Origin of the sequence: Pseudofrankia coriaricola (assembly GCF_001854805.1) — a bacterium.
Taxonomy (GTDB): Bacteria; Actinomycetota; Actinomycetes; order Frankiales; family Frankiaceae; genus Pseudofrankia.
In genome coordinates, this window is record NZ_MBLO01000114.1 from 124,226 (window position 1) to 138,237 (window position 14,012).

The 14,012-nt window shown below is 74.4% G+C and carries 11 protein-coding genes; 4 read left to right on the forward strand and 7 right to left on the reverse strand.

The annotated features are described in order from the left end of the window. Nucleotides 1–333: 333 nt before the first annotated feature. Complete coding sequence (locus tag BCD48_RS17290; protein WP_071049418.1) at nucleotides 334–1,695, reverse strand: MATE family efflux transporter; 1,362 nt, start codon at nucleotides 1,693–1,695, stop codon at nucleotides 334–336. Nucleotides 1,696–1,934: 239 nt separating this feature from the next. On the opposite strand from BCD48_RS17290, the gene BCD48_RS17295 reads away from it, so the two are divergent. After that, nucleotides 1,935–2,174, forward strand: a complete 240-nt coding sequence (locus tag BCD48_RS17295; RefSeq protein WP_071049419.1) for a hypothetical protein — start codon at nucleotides 1,935–1,937, stop codon at nucleotides 2,172–2,174. A 71-nt stretch (nucleotides 2,175–2,245) separates the two neighbouring features. Here the strand turns inward: BCD48_RS17295 and BCD48_RS49210 are convergent, their stop codons facing one another. Continuing rightward, entirely contained in the window at nucleotides 2,246–3,784 is a 1,539-nt protein-coding gene (locus BCD48_RS49210; RefSeq protein ID WP_198543281.1) for a sensor domain-containing protein, read from the reverse strand. Between the two features lie 213 nt (nucleotides 3,785–3,997). Between BCD48_RS49210 and BCD48_RS17305 the strand changes: the two genes are divergently transcribed. Beyond that, nucleotides 3,998–4,849, forward strand: a complete 852-nt coding sequence (locus BCD48_RS17305; RefSeq protein WP_397428649.1) for an SDR family oxidoreductase — start codon at nucleotides 3,998–4,000, stop codon at nucleotides 4,847–4,849. Between the two features lie 278 nt (nucleotides 4,850–5,127). Here BCD48_RS17305 and BCD48_RS17310 read toward each other — a convergent pair whose 3' ends face one another. The 4 genes from BCD48_RS17310 to BCD48_RS17325 all read right to left on the reverse strand — a co-directional run bounded on the left by BCD48_RS17310 (nucleotide 5,128) and on the right by BCD48_RS17325 (nucleotide 9,384). After that, nucleotides 5,128–5,898 carry a 3-keto-5-aminohexanoate cleavage protein gene (locus BCD48_RS17310; RefSeq protein WP_071049421.1) on the reverse strand — a complete coding sequence of 257 codons (771 nt, stop codon included), beginning with the start codon at nucleotides 5,896–5,898 and terminating at the stop codon, nucleotides 5,128–5,130. 131 nt (nucleotides 5,899–6,029) lie between these two features. Further along, nucleotides 6,030–6,827 carry a hypothetical protein gene (locus BCD48_RS17315; protein WP_071049465.1) on the reverse strand — a complete coding sequence of 266 codons (798 nt, stop codon included), beginning with the start codon at nucleotides 6,825–6,827 and terminating at the stop codon, nucleotides 6,030–6,032. After that, nucleotides 6,824–8,446, reverse strand: a complete 1,623-nt coding sequence (locus BCD48_RS17320) for a DUF1349 domain-containing protein (RefSeq protein ID WP_071049422.1) — start codon at nucleotides 8,444–8,446, stop codon at nucleotides 6,824–6,826. Before BCD48_RS17320 ends, BCD48_RS17315 begins: the two co-directional genes overlap by 4 nt. Next, nucleotides 8,443–9,384, reverse strand: coding sequence for an ABC transporter ATP-binding protein (locus BCD48_RS17325; protein WP_071049423.1), 942 nt, complete (start codon nucleotides 9,382–9,384; stop codon nucleotides 8,443–8,445). Before BCD48_RS17325 ends, BCD48_RS17320 begins: the two co-directional genes overlap by 4 nt. 142 nt (nucleotides 9,385–9,526) lie before the next feature. Between BCD48_RS17325 and BCD48_RS17330 the strand changes: the two genes are divergently transcribed. Both BCD48_RS17330 and BCD48_RS17335 read left to right on the forward strand, forming a co-directional pair. After that, entirely contained in the window at nucleotides 9,527–10,828 is a 1,302-nt protein-coding gene (locus BCD48_RS17330) for a sensor histidine kinase (protein WP_198543282.1), read from the forward strand. Next, complete coding sequence (locus BCD48_RS17335) at nucleotides 10,825–11,520, forward strand: response regulator (protein ID WP_071049424.1); 696 nt, start codon at nucleotides 10,825–10,827, stop codon at nucleotides 11,518–11,520. The genes BCD48_RS17330 and BCD48_RS17335 overlap by 4 nt, the downstream gene beginning before the upstream one ends. Before the next feature lie 165 nt (nucleotides 11,521–11,685). On the opposite strand, the gene BCD48_RS17340 is transcribed toward BCD48_RS17335, so the two are convergent. After that, nucleotides 11,686–13,764, reverse strand: a complete 2,079-nt coding sequence (locus BCD48_RS17340) for a molybdopterin-containing oxidoreductase family protein (RefSeq protein WP_083418774.1) — start codon at nucleotides 13,762–13,764, stop codon at nucleotides 11,686–11,688. Nucleotides 13,765–14,012: the final 248 nt, after the last annotated feature.

A 14,012-nucleotide genomic window follows, 5' to 3' on the forward strand; every position in this document is an offset into this window, starting at 1 on the left:
GTGGAGATAGTTACCTACTGGTAGGTACGTAATGCGACAGAAACGTCGCCGTTGCGGCTCGACTCTTGAATGCGGTGGCTGCGAGCGCTAAGCATGGTCGCGAGCTGGGCAGGGAAACCCTCCGGTCGGCCATCCCAGGCCCTCTCGTCGCGCAACAGTCATCAATGGATGGCACTTCAGTGCCGGCACCGAGGTGCCGGCCGGTCATCGCCATTGCCCGTGTCCGGGATGGCGACTGCGCCAGAGTTCGCCGGAATGGCGCGGACGAGGTCTCCTCACCGCCGAAGCCGTCCGTCCGCGGCGGGAAGGCCGGGCGCGGATCGGGCCGGTCCGTCAGCGGGTGGCACCGGCGACGAGCCAGCGACTGCCGCGGACGCGCAGGCTGAGGGTGGCGGCGCGGGCGGCGAGGTAGCCGCCCGCGAACGCGCCCATGAGGCAGCCGACGCCCGTCGCACCGCTCGGCCGCCACAGCAGGACCGCTCCCGCCAGCACGGCGAACACGGCCAGGTTGAGCAGACCGGTCCAGGCGAGGTAGCGGTTGTCGCCCGCGCCGATGAGGACGCCGTCGAGCACGAAGACCAGCCCGCTCAGCGGCGCGGTGGCGGCGAGCACCAGCACCGCGGGAACGACCAGTTCGGCGACGTCGGCCGCGTTGGTGAAGGCCGGGCCGATCACCCAGGCCAGGGCCGCGAACACGGCCCCCAGCGCGAGGCCGCCGCCGATCCCCCAGACGACGCAGCGACGCAGCACGACGCGCGCGGCGCCCACGTCGCCGGCGCCGAGCCGGTCGCCGACGAGCACCTGGGCGGCGACGGCGAGGGCGTCGAGGGCGAAGACCGCGGTGAAGTACAGCGTCATCGCGATCTGGAACGCGGCGAGCTCGTTCGAGCCGAGCGCGGTCGCGACATAGGTGACGAGCAGCAGGGCGGCGCGCAGGCTCGCCGTGCGCAGGAGCAGCCAGAACCCGGTATGCGCGCCGCGCAGCACGCCGACGAGACGGGGAGCGCCGCTCGCCCCGACGCGGCGCGCATGGCGGGCGACCATCACCAGGTAGGCGGCGACCATGCCCCACTGGGCGAGGACCGTGCCCACGGCCGAGCCGGCTATGCCCCAGCCCGCGCCGTAGATGAGGGTGCCGTTGAGCACCGCGTTGGCCGCGAAGCCCGCCCCCGCGACGACGAGCGGGGTGCGGGTGTCCTGCAGGCCGCGCAGCAGCCCGGCCGCGGCGTAGACCAGCAGCATCGCCGGCAGGCCGGCCATCGAGATCCGCAGGTAGACGGACGCCTCATGCGCCACCGAGGCGCCCGCCCCGAAGGCGCGCAGCAGCGCCGGGGTCACCCACCAGCCGACGGCGGCCAGGGCCACTCCCAGCGCCGTGGCCAGCCACAGCCCGTCGATGCCCGCGGACACCGCGCCGCGCAGGTCGCCGGCGCCGCGCAGCCGGGCGACCGTCGGTGTGGTCGCGTAGGCGAGGAAGACCATGAGCCCTACGGCAGTCTGCAGCACCGACGCCGCGAGGCTCAGGCCGCCGAGGGCGGACGCGCCGAGATGGCCGACCATCGCGGTGTCGGCGAGCAGGAACAGGGGTTCGGCTATCAGCGCGCCGAGCGCCGGGGCGGCGAGCGCGATGATCGCGCGGTCGAGGCTCCGGTCCCCCCGCCCCTCAAGGGAGCCAACGGAGCCTTCCGACGTCACCAGCGCACCTCCGAGGGCCGGCGAGCGTCCAGCCGCAGCGGTGACCGCCGCCGCGTCCGTCGGGCACGCCGCCCGCAAACCTAGCTCCGCCCGCCGGGACGCTGCCCGTAATGTCCGTCACCCAAGCGGCAGCCGGCTGCGGAGGACGAGATCGCCACGGGCGACAAAAAGTGATATCACTTTAGTGGATGCGGTACGGGCAGGGATCTGGCCGTACGCCTGATGGAAGGAACCGCGCGATGCCGGTGGGATATCTGGTGGCCGTCGTTCTGATCGGGTGCGCGGTGCTGGTCGCGCTCGCTCCGCCGCGCCGGCCGCCGGGCCTGGCCAAGGTGACCTATCTGTGGGGCATCGCCTGGAACGAGCTGCCGGTGCTCGCGTTCGCCTACCTGCTCGTCGTCACGCTGCTCGCCTTCGGGGCGGGGGATGTCGACTCGGTCGCCGCCTGGGTGCGGTCCCGCGAGAACACACCCGCGTAGGCGGCAGCTCAGGCTGTCATCCCGTCGGCAGCGAGAGACCTCTGCCGGCTCCACGGCTCCACGGCGGCTGACTACCGCCGCGTGGGCGCCACGGTGACGGTGCCGTCGCCGGAGTGGGCGTGGATGGTGCGTGGGGCGGAGGGGGCCGTGGGGACCGTGACGCGGGTGCGGCCGTCGCCGGTGGTCGCGTCGACGCGGTAAGGGCCGTCCTCAGGCAGGGCGATGATGATGCCGCCGTCGCCAGTGGTGGCGGACACGTCTGACGGGGCGGTGTCGAAGGTCAGCGCGATCCTGCCGTCGCCGGTACGCACGGTGGCCGACGGCGAGGTCAGGTCGCCGCCGGTGATGCCGCCATTGCCGGTGCGCAGGTCGAGCGAGCCGCTGGACCGCGAGACGTCGATCCCTCCGTCGCCGGTCCGCGCCGTGACGGGGCCGGTGGTGTCGGTGACGCGGACAGAGCCGCCGCCGGTCCGGAGCGAGACAGGGCCAGCCACGCCGGAGACGTCGACGGACCCGTCCCCGGTGCGCAGCGTCAGCCGGGCGCCACGCGGAACCGTCAGGGCGTAGTTCACCGCGCACTGGTCGAAGATTCCGCCTCGGCAATGGGCGGTGAGCGCCACGCCGCCGTCCGCGGTCGCCTCGCCGGCGACAGCCGGGGTGCGCAGCGCGTAGTGCTCGGTGTAGGCGACACCTACCTGCGTGTCGTCGCCGGTTACGACGTGGATATCGCCGGCGCTCGTGGTCAGCGTGATCGGCCCGCCGTTCCAGGAGTAGCGCGCGGTGTGGTGCGCGCTGGTCTGGGCCATCAGCCCGACGAAGTCAGCCGCGTTGAAGGACGCGACCGCGAGCACGACCGGGAGGCCGACGGCGAGTACCGCCGCCCTACCGGCGGTCAGCCGCATCGGCGCGCCGCCCGGGTGGCCGGCGCCGGCGAGCGCCTCGCCCCGCCCGTCCCGCCTGCCCTGCCCGGACAGGAGGCCCCGGCTCATCGCCGCGGCCGCCGCGCCGAAGCCGTACGCAAGTGCCAGGCCGACGATGCCCACGACGAGCCCGGCGACGCACAGCAGCCAGGCCGTCGGTGTGTCGGTGACGTGCAGCAGGAAGAGGTTCGCCCGCTGGCCAGGAACGCGGTGCAGCCAGGCGGGCATCGACAGCAGTGCGAGCGACACCCCCCACGCGGACATCGTCAGCGCGAACGACAGCGTCGCGACCACCCACCGGACCAGTAGGTAGGCGACAGCCCGCCAGGTGGTGGCGTCCCGCAGCCGCGCCCTGAACCCGCGCGGCGCCGCCGGCGACGGCCCGAGCTCGACCCCGAGGAAGAGCCCCAGTCTGTGCCGCTCGAACCCGGCCAGGCCACGAGCGACGACGCCGAGCAGCAGGAAGAACGGCAGCGCGAGCCAGATCAGCGGCACCAGGCCGACCGACAGCGCCAGCAACGGCACCGTCACGACAAACCCGACGAGGCCCACCACCAGGTCGACCGGCGGCAGCACGACTCGCAGCCCCAGCCGCAGTAGGCCGCTCCCCCATGGCCGATCATCATCCTCCCGCGGCCAGCCGTCCCATTCCGTCGTCTCCGCGGGGCCGGCGAGGCCAGTCGGTGCCACGTGCGCGTCCACAACGATCACGCTAGGCGGGAGGCGACCGCCATCCCATCCAGCCGCCCCCCGAACCCGAACGGGGCCTAGGCCCACCTCCAGTCGAAATCCCGCCGCCCCGACGACCGACCCCACCCGAAAATCGACTCTTACGTAAGGGTAGATTTGCCTGCACCGGGCTCGACGAAAGCCCGAGGAGTGCGGGCGGGAGGTGCGACCAGGATGGCTGGAGATCGGCGCGGTGCTGGCAAGGCAGCCGGGCCGGCGGGTGACCGGGCACGCACCATGACCAGCCGCACGGACGGCGACGTGGAGCGCGGGCAGATGACCGGCGGGCCTCCACCACTCGTGCCCGGCCTCGCGGGGCGCGGGGCGCTGGTGACCGGGGCCTCCAGCGGGATCGGGCGGGCGATCTCGCTGCGGCTGGCCCGGGACGGCGTCCGGGTGCTGGCGACCGGCCGCAACGAGCAGGCGTTGGAGAGCCTGGCCAAGGAGGCGGACGGCGCCGGCCTCACGCTGGACCACTTTCCCGCCGACCTGACGGACGCGGACGAGCAGACCGGCCTGCTCGACGCGGTCCACGGCAGCCTCGGCGCGGTGTCGGTGCTCGTGCACTCGGCGGGTGCCTACCGGCGCGGCCAGGTGGCGCAGGCACGGGTCACCGATCTGGACCTACAGTTCGCGGTGAACGTCCAAGCTCCCTACGCACTCACCCAGCGGCTGATCCCCGACCTGGTGTGCACCAGCGGCGACGTCGTCTTCGTCAACTCGACCCAGGGCCTCGCCGCGAGCGCTGGCGTCGGCCAGTACGCCGCCACCAAGCACGCCCTGCGCGCCATGGCGGACAGCCTGCGGGCAGAGATGTCCAGCAGCGGGGTCCGGGTATGCAGCATCTACCCCGGCCGCACCGCGACCCCGATGCAGGAGAAGATCTTCCAGGCCGAATACAGAGCCTGGCGGCCGGACTGTCTCCTGCGGCCCGACGACCTCGCCGATATCGTCGCCCACACCCTCGCGCTACCCGCCCGCGCCCAGGTCACCGAACTCACCGTCTGGCCGACCCAGCGCTCCTGAACCGCACGCGCCATGAGGCCGCGATTGGTTCGGACGGCGTGGCCAGTAGAGGTGAAACCGGCGCATCGCCACGCCGCGGCCGTGCCCGGCGCCGAGGCCCTCCTCGCGGACATCCACCCGCGGCCACGCACAGCCGAGATCGCGCTCCGCGACCAGCGACCCCATGCTCCGGTGGGATTTTCGGCGCCCTGGCGTCGAAGATCCCACCGGATCATGAGCCGAGCCGTGATCTGGTGGGATCGTCGGCACCGTTCCGAACGACGGTCACGAGGTTCCCTCTATGCGCGTGGGTCTGGCGACGTCCAGAGCGCGAGGGCGGCGCGGACAAGGCCGGCGTTGTCGGTGGCGGGGCGGCCGGCGGGGTCTGTGACGGTGTCCTCCAGCCCGATGCGGGTCGGAAGGCCGAGACGCCCGGCCAGGGCGATCATCGGCCAGGTGGCCTGGCCCTCGCCGTGCAGCAGCCGGGGGCCGGGTACGTCCAGGGCGTCGAGCCGGGCCAGGACAGCCGTCGCCACGTTCTCGGCGTCGGCCATCGGCACGTTGATGATCTCCACCAGTAGCCGGGCGCACCGGCCGGCGAGCCCCGACACGGCCAGCGCGTCGGCGTCGGCGACCGACCAGACGCCCGCCTCGACATCGATGCCGCACGCCAGCAGCGACCCGGCGACCGCTTCGAAACCGGGTTCGCTCACGTTCACGGACGCGAATCCCGGCCGCTCGGAGACTGGCAGCCCCGCCCAGGTCTCGACGGCCGCCAGCCGAGCCCCCGGGTCACCGCCGGCGATCCACAGTCCGGTGCTGACGCCGACCGGTGTCCCCGGGCAGTGCCCGCGCACGGCGCGCACCGCCGCCCCCACGTGCGCCGCGGCAAGCGACTCGGCGCCGGAGCGGTCACGTGGGTGCAGGTGCACCGCGTCGGCTCCGGCCGTGGCCGCTCCCGCCGCCGCGGCCGCCAGCTCGCCCGGAGTCAGCGGCACCGCCGGATGCTCGGAGCGCCGACGGCTCCCGTTGAGACACGCCTTGATCCGCCGGATTCGCACAGGCGCCATTGTCCAGCCCGGCTGCGCGCGGCCGACCGTTCGCGTCTGAACTCGAAGATCGGATCTTGTCCTTCTCGCGCCCTGGCTGGAAGCCGGCCGCGCACTGCCCGGCTCCCAGGCCGCTCGTCGCCGTGCGCGGCTCAGGCATCGCGGTGCCGAAACGTCCACCAGCCGAGCAGGGACGCCGTGCCCGCGTAGCCCGCGAACACACCGAGCCCGGCCCACGGGCCGATCGGGGCCCCGCCCGCGGGCTCCACGGTGGCGCGGACGGCGAGACCGGCGGTCATCGGCGCCGACCTCTGGATCGCCTCCAGAACGCGCGGCGGGAACGGGACGATCGCGGCGACGGCCGCGGGGACGAGCAGCAACGCGAGGACCGCCGCGACCGTCGCGCCGCTGTGCCGCAGCGCGGTGCCGACGCCCAGGCAGAGCAGCGCGAGCAGGCAGAGATACAGCGCGGTGCCTACGACCGCCCGCGACGTCGCCAGGTCCGCCGGCCCCGGCGGGGTGACCTCGAGCGGCGCGGCCATGCCGCCGCCGGCCAGGACGGCCCGGCCGGCGAGACACGCGCCGGCCATGGCCACCAGGCCGACAGCCGACACAGCCGCCGTGACGACCGCCGCCCGCGCCAGGTAGACCGTCGACCGGCGCGGGCAGGCCGCGAGCGTCACGCGCGCGAGCCCGGTCTCGTACTCGGCGGTCACCGCCGTCACGGCGAACACGACGACCGCCGCCTGGGCCAGGTAGACGCCGGACAGGCTGAGCGCGGTCGGGTCGTCGGCGCACCCGGTCGCCTCCGGCGCGCAGCCGCCAGCCTCGACCGCCGCGGCGACCAGGCAGCTCAGCGCGACGGCCGCCACGACCGTCGCGGCCGCCCAGGCACCGGTGGTCCTGACCGTGCGTATCTTGGTCCACTCGGCGCGCAGTGCGTCTCTCACCCGGCACCGTTCGTCACCCGACGACGACCGTCCGTCCCCGGCCCGTCCGCCCGCGGCGCCGCCGCGGCGCGCGCGGCCGCGGCGGCCTCGCGGCGGGGCCCCGAACCGCCGGTGCGACGCAGCGCCCACAGCGCCAGCCCCAGGGCAAGCGCAGCGTACCCGCACAGCACGCCGAAACCGGCCCACGGGGCGATTGCGGTGTCGAAGCGGTGGCGGGTCTGCTGAATCGCGAGCCCGGCGATCGGGGTGACACGCTGAACCCATCGGGTGGCGTCGACGGACAGTGCCGAGGTGACCAACTGCGGGACGGTTACCAGAGCGATCACGAGCGTGATCGCGCCGGCGGCGCGGCGCAGCAGGACGCCGACCGCGACGCTGAACACGGCGAGCACCGCCAGGAACAACGCCGTGCCGACCACCGCCCGCGCCACCGGGCCGTCGGCCAGCGACCGGTCCGGGTAGGACGGGGGGCCGAAGCCGCGGGCGTGCTGGATTGGCTGGGCGAGCAGGAACGCGCCGACGCTGGCGACCAGCCCGACGGCGAGCACCAGGCCGCCGACCACGACCGCCTTCGCCGCGAGCACCCGCCCGCGCCGGGGGCTGACGAGGAACGTCGTGTGCAGGGTGCCGGTCCTGTACTCGGCGGTCGCGGCCAGCACCCCGAGCGCGACGACGGCGATCAGGCCGATCTGCGCGCCGACGAGGGCGTTGCTGACGACGTCGTCGTCCCCGGACTCGATCCCGCCGATGCCGATCCCGCCGAGGTCGCCGTTCCCGGTCACCGTGACGGTGCCACCCGCCCAGCGGGAGCCGCCGGGCGGGCTGGCGGCGCCGGCGTTGGGCTGCTGGTCCTGGTCCTCGGCGGCGGCCTGCTCGGCGCCGACGTCCGTGTCGCTCCAGCCCGCGGGGCCCGTGCGGCTCGCCGCCCCCGCCGGCGTCACGCTGACCTGGTCGAAGGTCGCCTCGCCGGGTGTGGCCGTCAGGACGATGTGGGTACTGCCGGGGGAAGCCTCGGCCTCCTGGCTCGCCGGTGAGGTGACGAAGAGGCCCACCCGGGCGGTCGCGGGCAGGCCGGCGACGGTGACCGTGCCGACCTTGTCCCAGGTGACGCCGTCGGCCGACTCGTACCCGGTGACCGCCGTGCCGGCGCGGGCGAGCCGCAGCCATCGCGGCGCGCCGCCGTGGGAGCCGGCCAGCTCGGTGTCGAACTCGGCCTGAAGACGGACACCGTGCCCAGGGGTGACCATCAGGGCGGCGTAGGGAGCGCCGCTGGCGGTGTCCCGCGTGATGAGGAGGCCGGCCTTGGCCCACTCGTGGCTCGGCTGCTGGCCGCGCACCCGGGCGGTGATCGTCCCGTCGCCGGTCAGCGGCTGGTGCACGAGATGGAGCTGGTCGACGAAGTGCGGCCCGTCATTGGCGTCGGTTCTGCCTCCGGCCGCGGCGAGCAGGGAGAGGCCGACCGTCAGCGCGACGGCGGCGACGGCCGTGACGACGGTGGCCCGCACCGACCGCAGCTTCGTCCATTCGGCGCGCAGCGCCTGGCCGAATCCGTCCCGCGCGGGCAAGGCGGCCTGCCGGAAGGTGACGCGCTCGTCTCCGGCCGGCTGGGTCGTGGTCATGGCCTTGCCGCCGCGCCCGCGTGGTACTCGGTGGTCTGGTAGGGGGCGGCGTCCCGGGTGAGCTCCATGTAGGCCTCCTCCAACGACGCCCGGTGCTGGGTGATCTCGGAGAACCGCAGCTGGTTCTCGGTGAGCAGGCCGATGACGTGCTCGGCGGCGAGGCCGGTGACCGTGACGGCGTCGCGGTCGACCGCCGCCACCGTCGCGCCGGCGTTCGCGAGCACCGTCATCGCCTCGGACCGCTGCCCGGTGCGCAGCAGCACGCGGCCGCCGGACGCGGCGGCCACCAGGTCGGCGACGCTCGTGTCGGCGAGCAGCCGGCCGCGGCCGATGACGACCAGGTGGTCCGCGGTGTCCTGCAGCTCGCCCATCAGGTGGCTGGACACCAGCACGGCGCGCCCCTCGGCCGCCATCGTCCGCAGCAGGCCGCGGATCCAGCGAACGCCCTCGGGGTCCAGGCCGTTGACCGGCTCGTCGAACAGCAGCGACGGCGGGTCGCCGAGCAGCGCGCCGGCGATCCCGAGCCGCTGGCGCATCCCCAGGGAGAACCCGCCCACCCGCCGCCGGGCGACCGCGCCGAGCCCGACGGTCTCGAGCACCTCGTCGACCCGCTGGGCAGGCAGGCCGTTGTAGCGGACCATCCAGAGCAGGTGGTGGCGAGCGGACCTGCCCGGATGGGCGGCGCCGGCGTCGAGCAGGGCGCCCACGTGGCGCAGCGGGGCGCGCAGCGAGCGGTAGGGCCGGCCGCCCACGAGCGCGTGCCCGGCGTCCGGCGCGTCCAGGCCGAGGATGACACGCATGGTGGTCGACTTGCCTGCGCCGTTCGGCCCGACGAAACCGGTGACCAGGCCGGGGCGGACCGTGAACGACAGGTCGTCGACGGCGGTCACCCGCCCGTATCGCTTGCGCAGCCCGCGAACTTCGATCGTCCCGTTCATGGCTGGGACGCTAGGAGATCGGGAACGGCCTGTCGTCACGCCCAACGGCTCCTTCCAACACCCCCGCCGGGGTGAGAGCCACAGCGGGTGTCCCTCCACGGAGGGATACGCGCCGCGGCCGGTCACGGGCACACTGGGTCGGGTGAGCCGGCAACGCCCGCGGGCCGACCGGGAAGCCGTCTACCGGGTGGCCATGGCCACGCGGCGGGTCGTCGGCGCGCCGGACACGCCGCTCGTCGCCGCCGGGTTCCTCGGCCTGGTCGCGCTGCTGGAGGTCGTGGTACGGGCGGGCTCGTACTCAGACCGCACCACCGCGGACCTGTCGACCGCGATGCTGCTGGGCCTGGGCGCGACGGCGCCCCTGGCGATGGCGCGAAGCCGCCCCGCCACGGCGGCCGCCGTCATCACGGCGGCGACCGCGTTGACCCTGGCCAGCGGCGAGGCGCCGACGATCGCCGGGACACTCGGGCTGCTCACGGCGCTTTTCCTGGTCGGGCTGCGCCGGCGGCGCGGGGTGGCACTGCCGATGCTCGTCCCGTTCGCGCTCGACGCGGTCGTCCCGTTCGGCGACGCGCCGGTTGGTGGCCGCTACCTCGGGGTGACGCTGCTCGCGCTCGCCGCGGTGGCGCTGGGCGGCGGCGCCGCGCGTCGCGAGCGCGCCGAGACGCGCAGCCGCGCCGCGGCCGACAGGGCGGCCCGGGACAGCCTGCTCGCGCACGTCGCCCGGAGTGAGCGCGCCCGCATCGCCCGCGAGCTGCACGACGTCGTCGCGCACCACATCTCCCTGATCGCGGTGCAGGCGGAGACCGCCCGGCTCACCACAGCCGGCCTGCCGGCGGACGGAGCGCGGCAGCTGAGCGCGATCGGGGACACGGCGCGTCAGGCGCTCGCCGAGATGCGCCGGCTGCTGGGCGTGCTGCGCGACGACGCCCAGGACGCCGAGCGGGCCGAGCACCAGACGGCGCACCCGGACGGCGCGGCGCGCGGCGGGGGCGAGGGCCCGGGCCACCGGCCCACCAGGGAGCCACAACCGGGGCTGGAGCAGCTCATCGACCTCATCGATGAGGCGCGGGCCGCCACCGGCGTCAGCACCCGGCTGATCGTGGCGGGCCGGGTCGAGCCGCTCGACCCCGGCGTCGAGCTCACCGCGTACCGGATCGTCCAGGAGGCGTTGACCAACTCCCGGCGGCACGCCGCCGGCGCCCCGGTCGATGTCGAACTGCGCTACAACGACGGCGCGCTGCTCGTGCGAGTCCGCGACGCGGGCCCGGGGCGGCCCTCCAGTGCCCCGGTGACAGCCGGGCACGGGCTCGCGGGGATGCGGGAGCGGGTCGCCATGGTCGGCGGACGGCTACGCGCCGGCCAGTCTTCGACCGAGGGCTTCCTCATTGAAGCGGAGCTGCCGACCGCCGCCGACCGCCTACAGCCGGCGCGGTTCGGATGACGGCCATCCGGGGCACGGGGGCGATCCGCATCGTCGTCGCCGATGACCAGGAGGTCGTCCGGGCGGGCTTCGGCGCGCTGCTGGCCACCCAGCCGGACTTCGAGGTCGTCGGCGGCGCCGCCGATGGCGCGCAGGCGGTCTGGCTCTGCCGGGAGCGCCGCCCGGACGTGGTGCTCATGGACATTCGCATGCCGGTCGAGGACGGGCTCGCCGCGACCAGGCGGATCGTCGCCGAGACCCCGGGCGACGGCGGGCCGCGCATCATCATCCTGACGACATTCGACGTCGACGAGTACATCTACGAGGCGCTTGCCGCCGGTGCCAGCGGCTTCCTGCTCAAGGAAGTGACCGCGGAACGTCTTTTCGACGCGGTGCGGGTGGTGGCCGCCGGGGACGCGCTGCTCGCTCCAGCTGTCACCCGCAGGCTCATCGGCGAGTTCGTCCGCCTGCGGCCCCACCCGCCTGTGCCGTCACCCGCGCTCGCCGCTCTCACTCCGCGGGAGACGGAGATCCTGCGGCTCGTCGCCGAAGGTCTGTCCAACGCCGAGATCGCCGCGCGTCTGTCGCTGTCCGGGGAGACCGTCAAGAGCCACGTCAGCCGCGTCCTGGCCAAGCTCGGCCTGCGCGACCGGGCCCAGGCCGTCGTCGCGGCCTATGAGTCCGGCCTGGTCGTCCCGCGCGCGGCCCGCTGACCGGCCCTTCCTCAGGCCGCGGGCGGCCGGCCGGTGCGCAGGCTGATCATCTGGGTTCGGCCGTCGGCGACCACGCCGAATCCGAACAATTCGTCAGATTCCTGACGAACCGTGCGCCGGTCCCGCCGTGCGGGTCTGGGCTGTGCGGGTCTAGGCCGGGCGGGTCTAGGCCGGGCGGAGGGTGACGGGGATGCCGGAGTAGTGGGCCATGCCGGTGATGGGATCGAGGTCGTTCTTGTCGGTGAGGCGGTTGACGTTCGCGGACTGGTGGCCGTGGGGGATGGAGACGGCGCCGCGCCGGACGGCTGGGTCGACGCGGGCGATGCCGGTGATCTCGCCGTGGGTGGCGCGGATGACCACCGGCTCGCCGTCGCGCACGCCGGCGGTGGCGGCGTCGTCGGGGTGGACGAGGATCTCGGCCTGGTCGCCGAGGAAGTCGAACTGGGAGTTCAGGTGCCGCTTCTGCCGCCGCGGCACGAAGACGAGCGGCGCGGGCTCGGTCAGGGTGGCCAGCTGGTCGACGAGCAGCCGGGGCGCGAGGCGCCAGCCGCCGAGCCGGTCGAGGTGGCGCTCGACCCACGGCGCGGGCAGCTGCCGGTCCGTCTCGGCCCACTGCCGGGTCGTCAGGTCCTCGCCGAACGTGCCCCGGGGGACGACCTTCGCCAGCCTGGCTCCGTCCGTGGCCGCCTCGCCTGACGTGGCCGCGAGGTCATGGCCGAGGCGGCGGCCCAGCTCGGCGAGCACCCACCAGGTGGAGCGCCGGTCGCCGACCGGCCCGACGACCGCGGGCGTGTACTGGGTCGCCACCCGCGGCATCAGGTTGTCCCAGAGCGTGATGTCGGCGCGCTCGAGCTGGTCCTTCGTCGGCAGGACGTGCGTCGACAGCGCGGTCGTCTCGTTCGCGATGATCTCGATCGTCGCGAACACGTCGAGCTTGCGCAGCGCCGGCACCAGCGTCTCGGTGTCCGGGAAGGCGGTCACGAGGTGGCCGCCGAGGTTCAGCACGGCCCGGATGTTGCCGGCCTCGATCTCGTCGGCGAGCACCGCGCACGGCCACTCGCCGAGGAAGGAGTGCGTCTCGGGGCGGCTGCGCGGCCCGGGGCCGAACGAGCCGTCCGCCGGCGAGACCGGCAGCTGCACGTTCTCGAGCCGGCTGGCGAACCCCGGGTGGAACCAGGCGCCGCCCGGCTGGTTCATCGACCCTGTGATGATCATCAGGGCCCATCCGAGCCACTGGGTGACGTTCGCGCTCGCCGACATGGTCACGCCGGTGCCCGTCTCGACGGCGACCCGCTCCGCTCGGCGGACCGCGGCGAGCAGGGCGGCCAGTTCGTCCGCCGGGACGTCGCACACCGCGGCCGTGTGCTCCAGCGTGAAGGGCTCGACCGCGGCGGCGAGCGTGTCGGCGTCGACGCAGCGGCTGTCCAGGACGTCCTGGCGTGCCCCGTCGCGCAGCACTTCGCGGACCAGGTAGGCGAGTACGGCGTGGTCCATCCCGGGACGCGGCGCGAGATGGCCGGTGGCCAGTTTCGCGGTCTCGGTGTGCCGGGGGTCGACGACCCAGATCTCGCCGCGGTCGCGCAGCGCCCTCAGCGTCCCGATCGGGTTGGGCATGGCGACGGTGTGTCCGTGGGACACGACCGGGTTGCTGCCGACGAACAGGACGAACGTCGCCGTCTCGTAGTCGGGCCGGCCGGCGAGCGCCGGCGTGCCGCCGACGAGGTCGGAGATGAGCACCTTCGCCGTGCCGTCGATGGTCAGCGGGCTGAACTTCGCCGGCGTCCCGATGGCCCGGTGCAGGGACTGCGCCACCTTGTAGCCGGCGGCGTCCATCCCGACCCCGCTGCCGAAGAAGATCCCGACGGCCGACGGCCCGTGCTCGTCGATGATCGCCCGTACCCGGGAGCCGAGGTCGTCGAGGCATTCCTCCCAGGTGGTCGGGCGGAGGCCGTCGCCGTCGCGCAGGAGCGGGTGTTCGAGCCGGTCGGGGTGGTGGTGCACGCCGGGAAGCGCCCGGCCCTTCGGGCAGGTGTAGCCGGCGGACATCGGGTGGTCCCGGTCGCCGCGCACCCGTAAGACCTGGTCCCCGGAGGTCTCGACGAGGATCCCGCAGACCGAGGTGCACACCCGGCAGAAGCTGCGAACCGTCCTGGTGGCCGCCGCGCCGGTGCCCGCCGCCCGAGCGCCTGCCGCGTCCGTGACCGCCGTGTCCGTGCCCGTCACGTCGGTACCTGCCACGGCCATACGGTCTCCCACCGGCGTCAGGGGCTCACGCCCCGCTCTTGGCCGGGCCGTCGTCGGCGGAGGCGCACAGCGGCCCCGCAATCCGCGCGGCCCGCCGACTCGATGTCGAAACGGCCTTGCCTCGTGCCGGAAACCGTACTCTCGCGAGGCGAGACGCACAATCCACCTTGGGCGCTGACAAGGGCATTCGGCCGCGCCGGCCGGCCCGCCAGCCGCCGTTTGAGTGGCGGTACCGGCGCGGCTCGGGC